Annotated in this window: 22 protein-coding genes; 13 read left to right on the plus strand and 9 right to left on the minus strand. The window is 50.1% G+C overall.

What is annotated here, in order from left to right; genetic code table 11:
- The first annotated feature begins 104 nt into the window (after window positions 1–104).
- The 3 genes from KQI79_RS16645 (at window position 105) to KQI79_RS16655 (ending at window position 2,483) form a co-directional block, all read left to right on the plus strand.
- Window positions 105–485, plus strand: coding sequence for a BlaI/MecI/CopY family transcriptional regulator (locus KQI79_RS16645; RefSeq protein ID WP_216539395.1), 381 nt, complete (start codon window positions 105–107; stop codon window positions 483–485).
- Window positions 478–2,001 (plus strand): M56 family metallopeptidase, encoded by a 1,524-nt coding sequence (locus KQI79_RS16650; protein ID WP_216539397.1) that lies wholly within the window; start codon window positions 478–480, stop codon window positions 1,999–2,001. Before KQI79_RS16645 ends, KQI79_RS16650 begins: the two co-directional genes overlap by 8 nt.
- Before the next feature lie 113 nt (window positions 2,002–2,114).
- Window positions 2,115–2,483, plus strand: coding sequence for a DUF4180 domain-containing protein (locus KQI79_RS16655; protein ID WP_216539399.1), 369 nt, complete (start codon window positions 2,115–2,117; stop codon window positions 2,481–2,483).
- A 60-nt stretch (window positions 2,484–2,543) separates the two neighbouring features.
- Here the strand turns inward: KQI79_RS16655 and KQI79_RS16660 are convergent, their stop codons facing one another.
- On the minus strand, window positions 2,544–2,816 hold the full coding sequence (locus tag KQI79_RS16660; RefSeq protein ID WP_216539401.1) for a hypothetical protein: 273 nt from the start codon (window positions 2,814–2,816) through the stop codon (window positions 2,544–2,546).
- A 120-nt stretch (window positions 2,817–2,936) separates the two neighbouring features.
- Window positions 2,937–4,181 carry an MFS transporter gene (locus KQI79_RS16665; protein ID WP_216539402.1) on the minus strand — a complete coding sequence of 415 codons (1,245 nt, stop codon included), beginning with the start codon at window positions 4,179–4,181 and terminating at the stop codon, window positions 2,937–2,939.
- A gap of 189 nt (window positions 4,182–4,370) precedes the next feature.
- On the opposite strand from KQI79_RS16665, the gene KQI79_RS16670 reads away from it, so the two are divergent.
- The 3 genes from KQI79_RS16670 (at window position 4,371) to KQI79_RS16680 (ending at window position 6,926) form a co-directional block, all read left to right on the plus strand.
- Window positions 4,371–4,793: a MarR family winged helix-turn-helix transcriptional regulator gene (locus KQI79_RS16670; protein WP_216539407.1), complete on the plus strand. Its 423-nt coding sequence runs from the start codon at window positions 4,371–4,373 to the stop codon at window positions 4,791–4,793.
- A 24-nt stretch (window positions 4,794–4,817) separates the two neighbouring features.
- Complete coding sequence (locus tag KQI79_RS16675) at window positions 4,818–5,858, plus strand: LLM class flavin-dependent oxidoreductase (RefSeq protein WP_216539408.1); 1,041 nt, start codon at window positions 4,818–4,820, stop codon at window positions 5,856–5,858.
- 663 nt (window positions 5,859–6,521) lie between these two features.
- Complete coding sequence (locus tag KQI79_RS16680; RefSeq protein ID WP_216539409.1) at window positions 6,522–6,926, plus strand: DUF1801 domain-containing protein; 405 nt, start codon at window positions 6,522–6,524, stop codon at window positions 6,924–6,926.
- Window positions 6,927–7,169: 243 nt separating this feature from the next.
- On the opposite strand, the gene KQI79_RS16685 is transcribed toward KQI79_RS16680, so the two are convergent.
- Together KQI79_RS16685 and KQI79_RS16690 are read right to left on the minus strand one after the other, a co-directional pair.
- Window positions 7,170–7,397 (minus strand): GNAT family N-acetyltransferase, encoded by a 228-nt coding sequence (locus tag KQI79_RS16685; RefSeq protein ID WP_216539410.1) that lies wholly within the window; start codon window positions 7,395–7,397, stop codon window positions 7,170–7,172.
- A 14-nt stretch (window positions 7,398–7,411) separates the two neighbouring features.
- Entirely contained in the window at window positions 7,412–7,846 is a 435-nt protein-coding gene (locus tag KQI79_RS16690; RefSeq protein ID WP_216539411.1) for a GNAT family N-acetyltransferase, read from the minus strand.
- Between the two features lie 335 nt (window positions 7,847–8,181).
- Here KQI79_RS16690 and KQI79_RS16695 point away from each other — a divergent pair, with 335 nt between their 5' ends.
- Window positions 8,182–9,054: a putative RNA methyltransferase gene (locus tag KQI79_RS16695; protein ID WP_216539413.1), complete on the plus strand. Its 873-nt coding sequence runs from the start codon at window positions 8,182–8,184 to the stop codon at window positions 9,052–9,054.
- Between the two features lie 709 nt (window positions 9,055–9,763).
- Here KQI79_RS16695 and KQI79_RS28305 read toward each other — a convergent pair.
- The 4 genes from KQI79_RS28305 to KQI79_RS16715 all read right to left on the minus strand — a co-directional run bounded on the left by KQI79_RS28305 (window position 9,764) and on the right by KQI79_RS16715 (window position 13,124).
- Entirely contained in the window at window positions 9,764–9,964 is a 201-nt protein-coding gene (locus tag KQI79_RS28305) for an Hsp33 family molecular chaperone HslO (RefSeq protein ID WP_367398210.1), read from the minus strand.
- A gap of 277 nt (window positions 9,965–10,241) precedes the next feature.
- A complete protein-coding gene (locus KQI79_RS16705) occupies window positions 10,242–10,889 on the minus strand; it encodes a transcriptional regulator (protein ID WP_216539481.1) in 648 nt (215 codons plus the stop codon).
- A gap of 208 nt (window positions 10,890–11,097) precedes the next feature.
- On the minus strand, window positions 11,098–11,823 hold the full coding sequence (locus KQI79_RS16710; RefSeq protein ID WP_216539415.1) for a cupin domain-containing protein: 726 nt from the start codon (window positions 11,821–11,823) through the stop codon (window positions 11,098–11,100).
- A gap of 122 nt (window positions 11,824–11,945) precedes the next feature.
- Window positions 11,946–13,124 (minus strand): MFS transporter, encoded by a 1,179-nt coding sequence (locus tag KQI79_RS16715; RefSeq protein WP_216539416.1) that lies wholly within the window; start codon window positions 13,122–13,124, stop codon window positions 11,946–11,948.
- Window positions 13,125–13,310: 186 nt separating this feature from the next.
- Here KQI79_RS16715 and KQI79_RS16720 point away from each other — a divergent pair, with 186 nt between their 5' ends.
- The gene (locus KQI79_RS16720) at window positions 13,311–13,667 is read left to right on the plus strand and encodes a winged helix-turn-helix transcriptional regulator (protein ID WP_216539417.1); all 357 of its coding nucleotides are present in this window, start codon (window positions 13,311–13,313) and stop codon (window positions 13,665–13,667) included.
- 74 nt (window positions 13,668–13,741) lie between these two features.
- Here the strand turns inward: KQI79_RS16720 and KQI79_RS16725 are convergent, their stop codons facing one another.
- Window positions 13,742–14,284, minus strand: a complete 543-nt coding sequence (locus KQI79_RS16725) for a hypothetical protein (protein ID WP_216539418.1) — start codon at window positions 14,282–14,284, stop codon at window positions 13,742–13,744.
- A 113-nt stretch (window positions 14,285–14,397) separates the two neighbouring features.
- Here KQI79_RS16725 and KQI79_RS16730 point away from each other — a divergent pair, with 113 nt between their 5' ends.
- The 5 genes from KQI79_RS16730 to KQI79_RS16750 all read left to right on the plus strand — a co-directional run bounded on the left by KQI79_RS16730 (window position 14,398) and on the right by KQI79_RS16750 (window position 19,116).
- Window positions 14,398–14,997, plus strand: coding sequence for a TetR/AcrR family transcriptional regulator (locus KQI79_RS16730; protein ID WP_216539419.1), 600 nt, complete (start codon window positions 14,398–14,400; stop codon window positions 14,995–14,997).
- A 261-nt stretch (window positions 14,998–15,258) separates the two neighbouring features.
- Complete coding sequence (locus tag KQI79_RS16735; RefSeq protein WP_216539482.1) at window positions 15,259–16,134, plus strand: AraC family transcriptional regulator; 876 nt, start codon at window positions 15,259–15,261, stop codon at window positions 16,132–16,134.
- A 144-nt stretch (window positions 16,135–16,278) separates the two neighbouring features.
- A complete protein-coding gene (locus KQI79_RS16740) occupies window positions 16,279–17,259 on the plus strand; it encodes an N-acetylglucosamine kinase (RefSeq protein ID WP_216539421.1) in 981 nt (326 codons plus the stop codon).
- A gap of 36 nt (window positions 17,260–17,295) precedes the next feature.
- A complete protein-coding gene (locus KQI79_RS16745) occupies window positions 17,296–18,606 on the plus strand; it encodes a 6-phospho-beta-glucosidase (RefSeq protein ID WP_216539422.1) in 1,311 nt (436 codons plus the stop codon).
- Window positions 18,607–18,723: 117 nt separating this feature from the next.
- Window positions 18,724–19,116, plus strand: coding sequence for a phage holin family protein (locus KQI79_RS16750; RefSeq protein WP_216539423.1), 393 nt, complete (start codon window positions 18,724–18,726; stop codon window positions 19,114–19,116).
- Window positions 19,117–19,218 lie beyond the last annotated feature (102 nt).

The following is a 19,218-nucleotide window of genomic DNA, read 5'->3' on the forward strand; positions in this document are numbered from 1 at the left end:
CGAAGGGGAGCTTTTTCTTGTTTCCCGAATGGCGGTTGACAGGATCGGTTTACTAATGTAGACTGATCGTATGTTACATTTGTAGACCGTTGGAGGGATGAACGATGCACCTGGCCGATAAAATATCCAATTCGGAGCTTGAGGTCATGAAACTACTATGGCAGGCGGATTCGCCCGTATCGTCCACGGAGATCCGGAGCATGCTGCAAGACGAAAAAGGATGGGAAAAATCGACGATCCTGACGTTAATCCGCAGATTGCACGATAAGGGAGTTATAAACGCGGAGAAGCGGGACGTTTTTTACTACTCTCCCAATATTTCCGAAGCGGAATTTGCGGAATTTCAAATGCAGGAGATGGCGAACAAGCTGTACAAGGGCAATGTTAAAAGTTTGGTGGCGGCGCTCTGTCACGGAGGCAAGCTAAGCGAGGCGGACATTGACGATTTGAAGGCGTACTTTAAGGTGGAGGGGCAAGATGAGTGAATTTTTGCTAACCTTATTGTCGCTCTCCGTTTCAGGCGCGTTGATCGCTCTGTTGTTATTGGCGATCAAACCGATCGTCCGTTACCGGCTGTCGCAATCGTGGCAATATTATATATACCTGATCGTCATTCTGCGGCTGCTTGTTCCGATTTCTCCCGGGCCCAATTTCATCGGCGGTTGGTTCGAACGCGTCGTGCCTCCCGCGGAGCGCGTCATCAACCGCGGCGCCGATATCATCGTCTCCGGGATTGCCGGTACGCATGCTCCGACGGCTTTGCCGATGCTTGCAAAGCAAATGCAAGCGCAGACGTCCGTATGGGAGATGCTGTGGATCGTTTGGTTTATTGGGGCGGCCGCCATGTTCATTTGGAAAGGGTACGGCTACATGAGGTTCCGCGGGCAATTCAGCGCGGGGCATCGTACGGTTACCCAACCGAACGTACTGGCTATGCTGGACGATTGCCGGCGCGAATTGCAAATCGGGGCACGGGTGCCGCTATACCGCAATGCGCTGGCGCCTACGCCGATGTTGTTCGGGCTGCTGCGGCCCGCGATCGTGCTGCCGGATAACCGCAATTACGACGAGAACGAATTGCGTTATATTTTCCTGCACGAGCTTACCCATTTCAAGCGCCGCGATTTATGGTATAAATGGCTTGCGCAGCTCACGCAATGTCTGCATTGGTTCAATCCCGTCGTCTATTTGGCCGTAAGGGAAATCGACCGGGCCTGCGAACTTTCTTGCGACGAGGCGGTAATCAAGAGATTGAGCCCGAAAGAGAAGCAAGGTTACGGCAACACTTTAATCGCGATGGCGGCGTCCGGCTCTTACCGCCCTGCGGCCGGCGCGAGAGCGATGAGCGAGGAGAAGCGGCATTTAAAGGAGAGATTGACGGCGATCATGAAATCGGGAAAAAGAAGCGCGGCGATTGCGATCGTTTCGTTTGCATTGGCCACCTTGATCGGCTGCGGAGCGTTGTTTACCGGATCGTTCGTCCAAGATCGCGCCCGGCCAAGCGGCGAACCCGAATCGGGGAAAGTGTACGCCGGTTACAATCTTGAGGAAATTGCGAAGGACCGAACCAAGTATGTCGGCGACAATTCCAAAGTATTGCATCTTGTAGAACAACTGCCGGCGCCGGATCCATATTACGTGCAACGCTATATCGCCCTGCAAACGAGTCAACAGCCCTACGGCCTAACAGCCTTCTATGAGCCGGACTCCGGAGCGAATGATGTTCCGCCCCGGCCCGATCACGGGCCGAATTCCAAGTTAGCGGATATTTGCCGGCAAAATGCGCTTGTCTTGTTCGCGATGATCGATAATGTGGACGAGATTACATTCGCTTTCCGAAGCGGTCCTTCAACGGGACAGTTGGATCAGTCGGCATACGACGCTCATCTAACGTTTCTACGGTCCGATTTCGCACGGCATGTCGATTTTAACGAAATCGCCGTTAATATTGAAAAGCTTGGCCAGCTGTTGGAGAATTGGGATTCGTCCTTTCCTGATTGAGGGTACATCATTTAAGTTCATGCGGATGCAAGGCGCGGCCGAGAATGGCTGCACCGTCTTTTATCTGTTGATTCGCGCGCGTTACGGTTCGCAAAACTTGTAGGAGGGTGACTATGAATATTACAAAGGTGGAAGCAGGCGGGAAACATATTGCCGTCGCGAGCGGCAGCGAAATCGCAATCGAGGATGTTCAATCGGCAATGGATCTTATGGCAAGCGTACAATATGAAACAGGGTGCGATCGTATCGTTATCAACAAATCCTTGTTTAGCGAGAGCTTTTTCGATTTGAAAACGCGGCTTGCGGGCGAGATTCTTCAGAAGTTCGTCACTTATCGCGTGAAGGTTGCTATTGTTGGAGATTTTTCCGTGTATTCAAGCCAAAGCTTGAGAGACTTCATCTATGAATGCAACAAAGGAAGCCATATCTTTTTCTTGCCGACCGAACAACAAGCGATTGAAAAATTAAGCACGCTGCAATAGAAAAAACGGAACGTCTGCGTCGGTTCTCCATGCGGCATAGAGGGGGACCGACGGCTTCGTTTACATCACAATTTCTTTTTCCATGACATGATCGTCCATCACAAAACCGTTGCCTATATCCGCTACTTGAGTTCGTACCGTCCGAAATCCTTTTTTCTCATAAACAGCAATCGTTTTCATAACGGCCTGAACGGATTGAAATTTGCCGAGCATATAGTCGATCTGTTCTTTTGATATAATGCTAATAAAATATTCATTCCAAATTTCCGATGCCAACCGGGCTAAAAGCTCGACGTCTTCCTCTGTCGCCACTCTTGTAAAGGCAAGTTCCATTCGTGCAACTCTCCCTTCTCCATGGATTTAATTATAACTTAATGTAGGAAATGGTTTCAAAAAAACCGCCTTAATACAACGACCAATCTAAAAAAGATGTGTGTATCAAGGCGGATTTTTTTAATGCCCGGATCCTGCTCGGTCGACATGCTTCACGTGCTTCCGATTGAGGAAGATGAACAACACCGATACCATGACAAACCCTGCGCCGACGATGAACGGAACATGCGGATTGAACCATTCCGCCAATTTTCCCGCAAAAAACGGAGCGACAGCGCCGCCGAGAAAACGCAGGAAGCTGTACGCCGCAGAGGCTGTCGAGCGCTCTACAGGAGCGGCGTTCATAACGGCTGTCGTGATGAGCGTATTGTTATTCCCCAGCAAAGCTCCGGCAACAATGACTGCGGCGATGACGACCCACTGCGTCGAAGTCCAGATTCCCATCGCCAGCAGAACGAGAGCGAACAAGAACAGCATGGCGCACATGGATGCGACCGTCCCGAATCTTTGCTGCAGTTTCGGCGCCATAAACACGGACGTGAGAGCCAGCAATATGCCCCATCCCAAAAAGACATAGCCCAGCCCATGTTCATCCAGGTTCATGACGAAAGGGGCGTAAGCGAGCAAGGTGAAGAAGCCAAAATTGTACAAACAAGCGGTTATTCCGAAAACAACCAAGGAACGATGCCGCATGGCCCGGAAAGGGTCGAGCAAGGAGGTTTTTGCTTTGGCAACTTGCGGGGTCTTGGATGTCGGCATCATCAAAACCAGACCGGCAAAGGCAATCACCATCAACGTCGCGACACCCAGGAACGGACCTCGCCATGAAATAGCCCCCAGTTCGCCTCCGAGCAGCGGCCCGATGGAGATGCCAAGACCGATCGCAGCTTCGTACAGAATAATCGCTTTCGCCGTACCGGAATTGGACAGGGTTACGATTGCGGTTAAAGCCGTGGCGACAAACAGCGCGTTTCCCAACCCCCAGCCGCCTCTTAGTCCGACCAGTTCCCAAATGCCGTTGGAAAACCCTCCGAGCGCCGAAAAGACGGCAATAATGACAATGCCGGCAAGCAGAGTCCGCTTGATCCCGAGTCTCGACGAGATGGCGCCGGTGATCAGCATCGCTGCCGCCATCACGGCATTGTAGCTGGTGAACAGCAAGGTGACTTGACTTTGGGAAGCATTCAACTGTTGAGCGATCGCAGGCAATATCGGGTCGACGAGCCCAAGCCCCATAAAAGCGATAATACAGGCAAAGAAGACAGCCCACACGCTTCGCGGCTGCTTGGCCAAGCCTTCTTTTTCCCGTGCGGATGAATTTGTTTTTAATGCGGGCGATGCATGGTTTGGCGTTATTGAAGACATATTTATTAACTCCTCTTCTTATTGCTGATTTTCAAACTACTTGTATGATGAAACTACATAAATGTATTATACAACGATATCGGATGTTGTCAATTTGAATTGCCGATGGAGGGCGTGATTTGAAAAGCGCTGGCGATGTGTTACGATGATTCCATAGCAAATAAAAGATTGTAGTGTGGTGGTAAAATAATGGATGAACAGTCACTGAAAGATATCGAGCTTGAGTTGGCGATTTTGATTCGTCGGATCACGTCCATCTCATCCGAGAAAAGAGTGGGAACTCTCGATCGATCCGCATATTTGTTGCTGCAGCAATTATCTGCCCATGGTTCTGCCGGAGTTAAGGCATTGGCGGATGAATTCCGCCTGGATATATCCACGGTCAGCAGACAAGCCGCAGCTTTGGAGCAAAAAGGATATGTGTACAAAATTCCCGATCCGGTGGACGGCAGGGCTTTCTCCTTTCAAATCACCGATCTGGGCGCTAAGGAATTAGCGGAGCACAGGAAGGCGAGGTTGGCCCGAATGAAGCATTTATTAAAAGACTGGACTGATGAAGAATGCCAAAGATTCGGACAACTCTTAAGCAAGTTTAATCAATCGTACAATTGAAATATATCAGCGATGGAGGGGACAATGTTGAGTATAGATAATCGGTCTCATATCAAATTGGGTATTCTTGACCAGGTATACGTCAGCGAAGGCCGCAGCGCGGCAGAAGCGCTGCAGGAAGCGACGCGTCTCGCTCAAGAGACGGAGAAGCTCGGTTACTCCCGTTACTGGGTGTCCGAGCACCATTCCATGCCGGCCCTCGCTTTCTCAAGCCCGGAGGTGCTGGTCGCCCACTTGGCGGCTGCAACTTCCCGCATTCGCGTCGGTTCGGGCGGCATCATGCTCCCGCATTACAGCGCGTATAAGGTTGCCGAGAATTTTCGCCTGCTTGAAGCGCTTCATCCCGGCCGCATCGATCTTGGCCTCGGGCGCGCGCCCGGCGGCATGCCGCTTGCGACAAGAGCGCTGCAGCAGGACAAATACGTGGACGTCAACAAATACCCCAATCAGGTGCTTGATCTAATCGGATACCTGCATGAAGCGATGCCCGCAGGTCACCGGTTTGAGAAGCTGTTGGCTGTTCCGTCCATTCCGACCGCGCCTGAGATTTGGCTGCTGGGCTCGAGCGGCGAGAGCGCAAGAATCGCGGCGCAGCTTGGCACCTCGTACGCATTCGCAGAGTTCTTCGGCACGCCGGGAGGACAGGAGGCGACGAAGTACTATAACGAGCATTTTGAGCGAAACGGCCTTTTGGAAGAACGGCCGCGTTCGATGATTGCCGTACTCGCCATCTGTGCGGAGACGGAAGAAGAGGCGAATCGCTTGTCCAAGAGCAGCGATTTGTTGTTTCTCGGCATCCGGACCGGCATGGAAATGCCTTACCTGCCTTCCGTCCAGACGGCAATCGAGTACCCGTATACGGACATAGACTTGCTGGCGATTGAACAAATTCGCCAACGGCGCTTAATCGGCACGCCGGCTCAGGTGAAGGAGCAACTGCTTCAAATGGGGCAAGACTACAACGTCGGCGAGATATTGATCAACAGTCCGATTCACGACCCGCAAGCGCGCATTCGCTCGTATGAGCTGATCGCGGATGCGTTCGGGATGCATACGACAATCTAGGAGCTTGCGGATACCACGCCGGTCCACTTGCTACGATATGAAACGCAATCTTGAATGGTTGCTTTTTTTCGCGAATAAGGCGAGGCAAATGCCCGCCGCCGGACAACGTTGAAGAATGAGCGCTGCGAAAACACTGGCGATGCATCGAAAAAGGCTGCGGATTCGATTTCATGGAAGTTGTCATGCGTGATTGGCTGGGCCGGCAACTCACCGCGGCCAATACCAATTCCTGCGAAAAGAGTCAATTGCATAATAGCTGCGCGGCTGACGGTCCGTCGAGCGAGCTAACGAAACTTCCAAACGCTAATGCCTGCTAAATCATCTGATTGCTGGCGCAACGAAACGGAAACACGCTAATGAAGGGAAAAAGGCGTTAAGACAGCCGATTTCCGAGGAATAACGATACCTGCTTTCGTTAGGATTGGAACGTCGTCATTTTGAGCCTAATAAGGATTGTTAGTTTCGTTAGCGCCGAACAAGAAGCGTAGGGCCGCGCGGATCGCCTTCGAAATAGGGAGCTCCCCCTCCGATACGCGTAATAAAGCCAGTTGCATCAACGGTGGCGAATGATGAAATGGACTCAAAGAAAATTAGCAATATAAAAGAATTTCATTGCATTGTTCTATGATAAAGTTATGAAAATAAGGATAAGGGGGATTTTGTATGGCAAAAGCGGCGAAACGGTCCGATTCAGAGCTGGTAGCGGAGTTTATGAAGCATCTCGAACACCCGCTTAAACGGGAAATCGAGGAAGTCCGGCAAATCATTGCGAACGCCCACCCGGAGCTGAAGGAGCATATAAAATGGAATGCGCCGAGCTTCCATTATCAAGGGGAGGACCGGGTGACGTTCAATTTGCGAAGCAAAGACTACCTTCTCCTTGTCTTTCATTGCGGAGCAAAAGTGAAGAAACGGGCGGGCAAGGAACCGCTGTTCGAAGATACGACAGGGTTGCTGGAATGGGCCGCCGCCGATCGGGCGACGGCGAAGCTGTACGATATGAATGATGTAATTGCCAAAAGAGACAAACTTGTACAGGTCATCGGCAAGTGGCTGGAAGTAAACTGACCCATGCGAACTGCCCATCTACCAATGATTGACTGCATGCTCGGCGAAGGCGAATAGCCTTTCTGCGCGAGGGAACCGTCGTCGTTGAGCAAATTGCCTGACGTAACGATATGATTTTGCATACGTCTACCCCTCCATCTAATGAGTTGTTGGGTCAGTTACCCCAATTTCCCTCTTTTCCCCGCAATAGTAGAGAGCATCCCTCTTGGATCGGGATGCTCTTCATTCATATAGACTTCGTCGTTACAGATCGCCAATGTAGTATTGGAACTCGGATCGAACCTCAAACCCGACGTTGCGGTATAGATGCAAAGCACGGTCATTAACGGTAACGACGCTTAAACGGATCTGCGCGAACCCTTCCTCCAACAGAAGACTCACCGTCTGTGCCAGAACGTCACGTCCAAGCCCTTTCCCTTGGCGGGACGGCAGGATGCAAAAGTCATGTATGATCGCGGCAGTCGGCTGCAAGGCATTAACGCGAATCAGGCCGACCCCGTATGGTTCGCCAAAGCGATATAGTTCATACGGCCGGGCTTATTCGTGCGGGCCCAATATTCGCGCGTCCATGACTCCGAATCGCCGAAAGCTTGGGATAAGCATGATACGATAAACTCCAAGTCTGCAGGTTGCGCGGGGCGCAAGCCTATATCCGAATGATGGGGTTGCGCGGTTCGCAAATGGGCAATCGTCATCGAGTATTCCGATCTGTTGAAGCCTGCTCCCAGAGACTGTACGCAGCCGAAACCAGAGTCGGAACCGGAAGGGATCCGATAGCAGATCGTTTGCAGCCTTTGCAGCTTCATATCTTCCCGGGCGCGCTGCAGCATGCTGCGAAACACGCCTTGACGGCGGTAGTCCGGATGAACCGTCGCATTGACATTTGCGATGATGCCGTCGGAAGTGTACCAAACGAACACCGATGACCTCATCCTGACGGTAACATAGAATTGCGCGGTCTCCGCCTTCTTTTCCGAGATGTTCGATGCCGACGCTAACGTTTATTGGTTCAAATTGTTTACATCGTTGCTCGAGCCGAGCGATAGCGTCGATTTGTTCGTTTGAATGATCTGTCAGTTCAGTTATAGTATAATGTAACATGGATGCTTGCTCCTTCTTTGGCGAAGGAAAATACGCGGTTTATGGACCAGCAGGCGCTATCCTTCGAGAATAGGTCCGGCGATATTCGTTATCATATTATCCCCTCCAATAACTTAGCCCGATCATATCATATTTGCAATAGGAAGTGGTACAAATGTCCAAAATGACAAACAGCGCGAAGCTCGTGAGCAGATTTGAATCGGCATTGAGATGCCCGCATTGCGAAAATCCAATGAAGGTCGCCGGGCTGAAGAGTCTCGTATGTCCTAACAACCATACGTTCGATTTTACAAAACAGGGATATGTCAATTTGTTGCCCCGTCCTTCTGCCGGCAATTATAAGAAGGAACTGTTCGAAGCAAGGCATAAAATTGTTGTGGAAACCGGGTTATACGCTTCGATGCATAAGACGGTCGGGAAAGCGATCAAGGAATATGCGGATGCCGCGAATCCTTGCCTGGTTGCGGATTTGGGCTGCGGGGAAGGTTCTCATTTATACAAAATATTGGACGAATGCGACAATCCGGAAGTAACAGGCGTCGGTCTCGACATTTCAAAGGAAGGCATCATAATGGCTTCCAAAAGATACGATCGTTCGATTTGGTTTGTCGGCGATTTGGCGAAATCGCCGTTCGCGGACCAATCGTTTCCCATCGTTCTTAATATTTTGGCTCCGTCCAATTATAAGGAATTCAAGCGGATGTTGGTTCGGGACGGACTCGCCATCAAGGTTGTGCCCGGCCCCGATTATTTAAGGGAACTTCGCGAAGCGCTTTACGATGACGATGAGAAAAGGGCGTACACGAATGAAGATACGGTGTCGCTTTTTAAAACGCATTTTCATATGCAGCATCTTTTCCATCTCAACGATACGAAAAAATTGAATCAAGCCGAACGCCAACAGTTAGTTCAAATGACCCCTCTTGCCTGGTCGAGGGATCAAGCGCGCATTGATGCGTATTTAGACCGGGATGTAAGCGAGATTACGATCGACCTGCATATATTGGTTGGAAAATACACTGAATGAGCCCGGAACTCGAAACTGCAAGCTGCGAATCGCGGCTGTAGGTCCGATTTCCGCGAACAGGCGCCAAAAGCGGATAAGGTACGGCATTAAAGGCATCGCTCATTGTAAAATATACAACATTTCTCCCCTTCAATCTTGGGTTTCGGTGCTGCTGTTGTACAATATACAACATTTTTGGGTCAAAACCGGTCATTTTGCCATGGAATTGACGATTATGTTGTACATTGTACAACATGGATCACCAATTGTGGCCTTTGCCCCTCACCATGTTGTATTCCATACAACTTGTGTTACGAAAACAGATGGAGAAGGGCGCATCCGACTTGCCGGGCCGAGTCGTCTTTACTCGGAATCATGACCACCCGCCCAACGGGTGGTCATGATTTTACTGTGATCGGGGGAAGGGGCGTCGCAATCCGACCGGTAGCGTCTTTCGATTAACGGTAAATTGTGGAGTATTTTTGTCGATATCCCCCTCGTTCAGTAGCAATTTCGTTCAGGGACCGATCTTGTTCCGGATCCTGCTTGCTTCTTTCCGCAGTTGTTGTCCTCAGTAATTGCATCCGCTGCAAAAAGCAATTTTCAAACGGTAGACGAATATATCGCCACCTTCCCGGACGAGGTGCAAGACACTTTGGAACAAATGAGGAAACAATCAAAGAAGCGGTTCCCGAAGCGGAGGAGGTCATCAGCTATCAGCTTCCGGCGTTCAGGTACTTATGGCTTTTCGGCGCGAACGACGTTCATCACGGAGCAAGGAGGAGATCCGCAATTTGCTCCGGGCCGTACGTATATTTTTTCCGCACATATGGCATACGATCTCGATCGAACCGTCGTTTTCATGAGCGTTCGCCAGTTCTTCCTTACCCAACGAGTACAGCATACGGAACAAAATCTCTTTGGTGTGCATCCGCAGAAGAGCCGCAGAGGCTCTACTCCTTTCACCGAAATCGCGGGGAACTCCGCGGCTTCGCGGACCGTCGTTCCGCTGTTTGTGACAAAAAGGGGGGATTTGGGAATTTCGCGGACACAGGATACGTTATTTGACCCAAAAGAGTGCAATTTCCTACCTAAAACCTCAATTAGAGGATCCTGTGTCCGGATAGATGCCGAGAATGGAGGAATGTTCACAATTAACGTACCCAGTGTCCGGATTGCTAAAGTCCGACCGTTACGGCAAGCTCATTTCAAACCTTCAACTTATAGGTACGAATTCTCTCTCGCCCGCTTGCGACGTACAGCAATTGCATATCAACCAAGGCATGCAGGATGCGCCGGGCGTGCCGGTCGCTTATTCTTAGATGACGCGCAAGTTCCAGCGGCGCGAACGGACGCAGCAACCGACGCACCAGGCGCATCGTCTCCGCCTCCAACCAAGTTAGCTGCGAAGGCACGTCTGTGGATACGAATTTGCCGATAAAAGTGAGAATAAGCTGCTGACAAAGCTTGGGTTCATCTTGAATTGAAGGAAACGCCAACGGCAAGAAAACCCTTCCGTCGAGCGCCAACAGGCAATGTCTGTTGCATAAATCTTTAAACCGTCTTACGTCAAGATCTCTCGCATGCGGTCCGTAGCCTTGAATTTCGATTCCGCCTTTCGCTCCTCCGGGCATATAAGCAAAATCGAGGTAGCGGTATCCGTTATTAAAGTCACGCACCTCCCACTCGGGATACAGGTGTTTGAAGTTGCCTACAGCCGGGTACCAGACGGAACGGAGAAACTCAACCGACCCGTGTCCCAGTCCTTTCTCAAGCCGTTCGCGCCTTCTGGATTTTTCTTCCTTCGAAATATTTGCCTGTATCCAGTCCTCATATGTTTGTTCAAAACGCCGCATGATCGACACCACATCGCTCCTTCCTTTCTTCAACGCTCGGAAACACAAAAAAGCCGCCTTGATACGAACGACCCTAGATTCATTAAGGTCGCCAGTATTCATGCGGCATGTGCTTCATGACCGTTTATTTGAATTCAGTATATCGCGAAACCGGACCTCCGGCAATCTTTATTTCATAAGAAGTCGGGCCAGACCGCGAGTTGCGCGGTCACCCTCCGTTGCCGACGGCGGGCTGCCGCGAGGAGCCTGTCGGCTGCCGGTAGCGGTATCCCTGCGGTTGATTGCAGTAAGCCTGTTGCGGGTAAGCCTGCTGTGAGTAAGCTTGCTGCATATATGACTGTTGCGAATAAGCCTGCTGCGGGTACGCCTGCTGCACAGGAACTCCTTGGGCTTGTTGAACGCTGCACTCGCTCGGCGGGCCGATGAACACCGTCTTCGTAATGGGTGCCAACGTATCCCTTACTTTTCGCTCGTCGAGGCAATACGTATGGGCAAGCACGTTTGCCGGAGTTAAGCGCAGCAAGTCGGAACCGCCGATAAATTCCGGAATCGGCGCATCGAAGATGGCCAATAAGTGGGTATTGTCGGCGGTAGCCACTTCGTAATGCCACCAGCCTTGAGGTACATTCGCCACCTGGCTAGGCCCGATCGGATAATTGCGCAACTCTTTCGTGAACGGATTGAGTATGGAGACGACGGCCGCGCCGGAAATACAGTATACCAGTTCCGACGCGTTCTGGTGGTAATGAGGTTCGATCACGTTCCCGGCGCTCAAATAAATGTCCAACAGGGATGTATTTCCAAGCGTGTTAAGCTGCCTGATCGAAAGAGCGTTGATATAATTCCGGTCATCCTTGCGGAAAAAAGGGTTATTGCGTAAATCATACGTAAACTGCGCGTTCGGCGAAGCATAGTCCATGTAAGAAATCGCCACGGTATTCCCTGCCTTTCCAATTCGATATGGGCTTTCGTCTATGGGATACCATATGCTTTCTTTCAAATGCGTGTGCGCCCAAGTTGCGTCGGTCCTTCGCCCTTTGGCTTTGCTTCGGCACCTCAGCGCAGAGACGAAGTAGTAGCTTGTAATCGCTTGTTTCCGACCGCAAAACCGATCAAGCCCGCCCCTAATCCAAGCGCTACGATGAAGCCTGCCGCCAACGGATGATACAGGAGCGTAGATGCGGTGTCGGCCATCAAACCGCCCGTGCCGGCTCCGATGGCCAATCCTAAATGGGTTGTCGATGTGTTTAAACTTAGAACCAAATCGGATGAGCGGGGGGCTTGTTGAATGAAATAGCTTTGAATAGCCGGACCGACCGTAAACATGGAAAGCATGACGAAGCCGACCAACATCAGACCGATAAGAGGGACTTCGGTTAGCAGCGGCAGAAGCGCCAAAGCGGCAATTTGCACGATCATTCCCAGAACGATGACTTTTGCCGCTCCCCATCGATCGATGCCGTACCCCCCCGCGCGCGAGCCGATTGCGCCGACAATGCCCAACACAAGCATAACGATACTTACGTTGGCGGCATGGATGCGAAGATGGTCTTGAAGAAACGGTGTCAAATAGGTGACGAAGACGGAGCCGCCCGATTCTCTGAATAAAGTGAGCAATAAGCCGAATACGATCACGGAACTGCCCAGCACCTGGAATTGCTGCCGGAACGAAACCGGAACGCTTCCTTCGATCGTGGGGAGGAGCCGGAAAATGATCAGCGCAATGATCAAACTTAGCAAGCATAATATGATGAATATGGCTTGCCAACTCAACCAATTGGTGATCGCGATCCCCATCGGCACGCCCAAGATGAGCGCGCTGCTGAACCCGAATACGATCGTACCGATTGCGCTTCCCAATTTGTGAGGCGGCACGATTTTGGCGGCTATGCCGAACGTGACGACAAGATAAACGCCCGAAGCGATTCCCGTGATGACACGGGAAACCATAAAGAGCGCAATATTCGAACTTAGGGAAGAAATGACGCAGCCTATCATGAATAAGAGAAGTGAGGCGACGAGCACTTTTTTGCGTTCCAAACGGGAAGTGAGCGCTACCAGTATCGGCGTACCGATCGCAAACGCAAGCGAATAAGCCGTAATCAGTTGGCCGGCAAGGGCGAGAGAAATATGCAGGTCTTCGGCGATGACGTATAAGATGCCGGAGACGACCAACTCGGAAGTTGCGGTTAGAAACGCTCCAAGCGCAAGTATATAAATTGACAGTCGATTCATTGGACAAATTCCTTTCTGCTCTATGTTGCCGCGGCCAGCACATGGCTGTTTTTCGGAAAATGGATATTGCGAGATCTCTTTGTTGTATTATAATTAGGTCACGATAATTATGTAAGAAGGCAAAGGATTTGTTCATTGTCCAAATGAATTGACTAACTAACTATTGGTAATTGAGTGGTGTATACAATGGAATTAAGGAAGGAAGAAGAACAAAAACAAGGGTATTCCAACATCTGTTCCGTGCTGCAAATACTTGGCGCGAAATGGGCCTTTCTAGTGATTGCCGAGCTTTCGAAAGGGAAAAGGCGGTTCAAACAGCTTCATCGGGATTTGGCGATCGTCAGAACGCAATCTTTAACGGATGTGTTGAGGCAATTGGAACAGAACGGGGTCGTTCGCCGCGAAGTGTTTCCCACGGTGCCGGTAACGGTGGAATATTCCTTGACCGAGAAAGGAATGGATTTCAAGGCGGCTTTGAAAGAACTGGACAATTGGGCGTTGAAGTGGAGGATAAGAGAGGGTGAGGGGGAAGAACATTCATAATGCAAGCGTCAGCCGCAACTGGGGTTGCGGCCTATTCGCGCTTATCCTTGCGTTCCGTTTCGCCTGTCGTCCCGTTAGCTAAGCTTCGATTTCTTGGGCCATATAAAATTGGAGACCGCGATAATGAAATCGATGCCCAGCGCAAGCGTCCATATTCTTAACACGCCGGACAGCGCTTCGGTACGGGAAGGATCGTTAATAAAATAGATGAGACCGGCCAACAGTCCCGCACCGATGAGATAGGAGATCACATGCCTGCCCCAACTCTTCAAATAATGTTTGGCATAGTCCATGCCGAATCGTTTCGTCGGCGGGGGTCCTTGTTTTACGATATAATATCGAAAACGTTCGTCCGCCCATGCGATCATGCTCTTGCCGAATCCGATCGATACGCCGATATAAACCGCGGCAATCGCATGAGGCGTAGTCGCAACGGCCCCGCGGTATAAATCGACGCTTGTCGCAACCAACAAGATCAAATCGATAACGGGAGTCAAGGCTAACAGGAAAAGTCCCAGTTTAGGCTTCTTGAACAAGTACCGTACCATCAAGCCTAATAAAATAACGACCCAAAACCCGATTTCACTGGCAACGATCGCCCACGCGACAAAATTCATATCATCACTTCCCTTTTTCGCACATGTGTATTATATAAAATAAAAATTATTATAACATCCGATTTTAAATAGCACAACTGTATTATTTCATTCGTTTTTGTTAAAATAGGACTATGCCAAAAATAGTCGATCATGAAGAAAGAAGAAATGAAATTGCCGAAGCTACGTGGCGGGTCATCGTCAATCTGGGCATGAAAGGGGCGACAGTGCGGAATATCGCGAAGGAAGCGGGATTGTCTTTAGGCGCTTTGCGCCACTATTTTGCTACACAGGACGAACTGCTTACTTTTGCGATGAAGCTCGTAAAAGAAAAGGCGACGGCTCGAATTAACGAGATCGCCATAGGAGACCTGCCTCCGAAGGACAAAATATTGCGGATCCTGCTCGAACTTGTGCCGACGGACGAACAGAAGACGGCTGAAATGGAAGTTTGGTTCGCTTTCACCTTTCATAAAAGATACGAGGGAGAACTTTTCGACGCGAATCATGACGAGATATACAACGGTATGCGCAAGCTAATCGAAGGGTTGGATTATTACGGCTTGCTGCGCAAAGAGTTGGATAAGGCGGTGGAGACCGAAAGATTGTACGCCTTAATCGACGGAATAGCGCTGCACGCGCTATTGGAGCCGCATCGTTTGGATCGCGAGCGGATCGTCGAAGTGCTTACTTATCATCTGAATTCGATATGCGCAGATGCAACGTCCGAATAATTTTTATGTTCATTTAATATTGAAATAAGTTGTCTTTAAGGTTTCGCTACTATACTGACATTACTCACCCTTTTATATAGATTGCTTGACGGTTGGCCGGGACCGCAACGCCGGCGACAGCCTCGGGAAGACGAACCCGGGGCTTTTTTTTACCGGATCTATTTCGGCAACTAGCTTTCCACGAGCTTATTTTTAATGTAAACACTTTCAACTATATGGTATAATAAGAGTAATTTTGCGCGGATACAGTTAGGGGTGAAGGTGTTGCGGCAGCATCCAACGATAGCCAAAGATCATATTATGCTCCCTTCTTACTTGCCGATCCAGATTTCGCAGAATCACGGCGTATCTCCGCTCTTTCAACGATTGCACCGGCATCACGAACTGGAAATCAATTATATTGTCGAAGGGACGGGATACTATCTTATCAACGGGATCAAGTATTCGTTCCGCAAAGGCGATATATTGCTGATTAACTCGAACGACCTTCATCGCGCGTTTGAAACGGAAAATTTGGAGATCGAGGTGATTATGTTCGATCCGTCGTGGCTTGCTACGGAACAGCGGTACGATCCGGAATTGCTGCTGCCGTTTCATGAGATGGGCATCAGATTTACCCATTTATTGGATCGGACTCATCCGAAGCAGATCGAACTTGCCGAAATTTTGCAAGATATGCGCACTGAATTTCTCAACCAGGCTCCCTCCTTCGTCTCCGTCATTCGCTCGCATCTCATTCGGTTTTTAGCGTTAGTCAACCGGTATTTCGCTTTGAAAGAAGCGAACAAAACGCGTTTTAAACTGCAAGGATCGGATTTAATTCAAGATGTCGTTCAAATTATGGAACAGCAAATCGCGATACCATGGACGGTTCGGAGACTCGCCAATCTGGTGCATCTAAGCCCGTCGCGCTTCTGTGCGTTGTTCAGCCAGATCGTAGGCACCTCGCCGATCGACTATTTGATTCAATTGCGGCTTGCGCATGCCGTTCACTTGCTGAAAACGACGGATCGTAAAATAATCGAAATATCGATGCTTTGCGGTTTTCGCAATTTGTCCAATTTTAACCGGCTGTTTCGGCTGCATATCGGCCAATCGCCGACCGATATTCGCCAGGCGGTCCAGCACCATGAATGAAGATTACAGTAAGATTGTATCAGTTTGTAATACATTTGTAGTAGCTTAATCCGATAGGTTCTTGGTAATTTAATTATAGAATAACAACATTGAATCCCTCAGATTAGGCGGATTGTATACTTTGACAAGTTAGGGGAGTTTCTATTGAACATTTTTTTGGGCGTTGACGCCGGTGGTACGAAAACACATGCCTTAATTGTCGACGAGACCGGTCGGGTGCTGGGACAGGGGTACAGCGGCAATGGGAATCACCAAATCAATCGCGCCGAAGCCGAACGTAACGTTCATTCCGCCTGCGACCAAGCGCTCAGAGAGGCGAATATTACGAAGGACGATGTCACATTCGCGTTTTTCGGTATGGCGGGTGCGGACCGTGCAAGAGATTTGGCCATTTTAAGGCCTATTATTTCCGGCCTTGAGTTTAAGCGCTTTAATATTGTTTGCGATACGATGATCGGCATGCGCGCCGGAACGGTGCATCCATACGGTCTCGTTATCATTAGCGGAACCGGCTTTAATTGCGCCGGCCGCAACGCGCAAGGAGTACAAGCCGACTACGGCGGTTTCGGCTATATGTTCGGCGACGGGAAAGGATCGGGATCGGATTTCGCGGTTCATGCTTTCCGCTCGGCGGTTCGGGCATGGGACGGACGCGGCGAGCCGACGATGCTGCTCGACATGGTTTTGAAAAAAACGGGATACGATTCATTCGATGCCTTATATGAAGATGTGCTGTACGGGCACGAAACGTTGCCGCCCGACTTGGGCAAATTGGTATTCGAGGCGGCGGAACAAGGCGATTCGGTCGCGATTTCCATATTGGAAGAAGAAGGAGAGGAACTGGGGAATGCGGCTCGGGCGATCATACGCAAGCTTCATATGGAGAACGAGAGCTTCGATGTCGTATTGGCAGGCAGCGTCCTGCAGAAGAGCAAAGGATTGCATTTAGTCGAAGCGATTCGCAGAGTCGTCAATTCGGTTGCGCCGCAGGCCAATATCGTCAAGCTCGAAATGGAACCGGTCGTAGGGGCGGTCATGAGCGCGATGGATGAAAGCGGCCATGTCATTGATGAAGCCGCTTATGCCGCTCTCAAAAGCATAACGTTTAAAGTTTCCAATAAATAGCTAGAAATTGGAACAAAACATTGAGGAGGATGACAGATGAGTAATCAATCCGGTTTGAAAATTGCGGTGATCGGCGGTGGATCTTCTTATACGCCGGAAATTGTCGAGGGATTTATTCAGAAATATAGCGAGATGCCGATTCGCGAGCTTTGGCTTGTCGATATCGAGGAAGGACAGCATAAGCTCGAAATCGTCGGCAATTTGGCTAAACGGATGGTCAAAAAGGCGGGCCTGCCGATGGAAGTCCATTTGTCGCTAAACCGCCGCGAAGCGATCCGAGATGCGGATTTCGTCACGACCCAAATTCGCGTCGGATTGCTGGAAGCGCGCAAACGCGACGAGCATATCCCGATCAAATACGGGATGATCGGTCAAGAAACGACCGGCCCGGGCGGAATGATGAAGGCGCTGCGCACCGTTCCGGTTATTCTGGACATATGCCGGGATATTGAAGAGTTGGCGCCGAACGCATGGATGTTGAACTTTACCAATCCGGCCGGAATCGTGACGGAAGCGGTCGCCAAGCATTCCAAAGTTCGATCGATCGGATTGTGCAATTCCCCTATCAATTTCCAGAAGTATTTGGCGAAAACGTATGGGGTTAGCCAAAAGGAAGTCCTTCCGGAATTCGTCGGCATTAACCATATGCATTGGGTTACGGCCGCGTATGTGAACGGGGAGGACAAACTGGACGAATTGCTCGATCCGAATAAGCAGTATTCGGCCAAAAACGTGTCCGCGCTCGACTGGGATCCGGAATTTCTCCAATCTTTGCGCGCTATTCCTACCTATTATTTGAAATATTATTATATGACTAACGAAATGTATAAAGACATGAGCGAATCGCTGGAGAAAAGCGGCACCCGCGCCGAAGTCGTCAGCCGCGTCGAGAAAGAGCTGTTCGAATTGTACAAGGACGAAAATTTGCAGGAGAAGCCGAAGCAGTTGGAACAGCGGGGCGGGGCGTATTATTCCGAAGCGGCGGTCAACTTGATGTATTCGTTGTATAACGATGCCCGCGATATCCAAACGTTGAACGTAGCGAACGGCGGCATTTACGACTTCCTTCCCGCCGATGCCAGCATTGAAGTCAATTGCGTCGTGACGGGGCACGGGCCGCTGCCGATTCCGCCGGTAACCGTGCCGGAACATGTGAAAGGGCTGCTGCATGCCGTCAAAACATACGAACAGTTGACGATCGAAGCGGCCGTGACGGGCGATCGGGGAATCGCGCTTCAAGCGTTGGCCCATCATCCGCTCGTTCCATCCGTGAATGCAGCCAAGGAAATGTTATTCGAAATGTTGGAAGCTAACCGCAACTATTTGCCGAATTTTTTTAAGTCCTAATCGATTTGTTGGTCCGCAAACTGCCGTATCGCACGATACGGCAGTTTCTTTTGTTTGCCCTCACCCAATCTATCATTTCTTCATAGAATATGATAAACGCGGCAAAGGAGGAGGGAAATGAATCAGACCATTTTCAACACGATATGCGGATTCATCGGGGCTGCCGCGACGTTCGCTTTCGGCGAGTGGAACCAGTTGCTCACCATTTTTCTCATCACGATTGCGATCGATTATTTCAGCGGCATTGCGGCATCGGTGAAAGAAGGAAGCGGACTGAACAGCCAGGTCGGATTTTGGGGGCTTGCCAAAAAAGCGTTAATGCTATTGATCATCATGTTGGCGCATCATATGGATTTGCTGTTTCACACCGATGTCATTATGTCCGGCGCCATTTATTTTTATTTGGCGAACGAGCTCATATCGATTACCGAAAATTACGGCAGAATCGGGCTTCCGTTGCCGGATAAAGTGAAACAACTTATCTCCGCGCTGAAACAAAAAGATCGTTAATTAATTGACGAATCAGACCAAATTGCAAGCGTTTCTCGTTCTATCGAATGCCGATTCCGGTATGAGCTTGAGTCGGCTCCAATTGTTCATCGATTTGTCAAA

It is taken from the genome of Paenibacillus sp. MSJ-34 (genome assembly GCF_018918005.1).
Classification (GTDB): Bacteria; Bacillota; Bacilli; order Paenibacillales; family Paenibacillaceae; genus MSJ-34.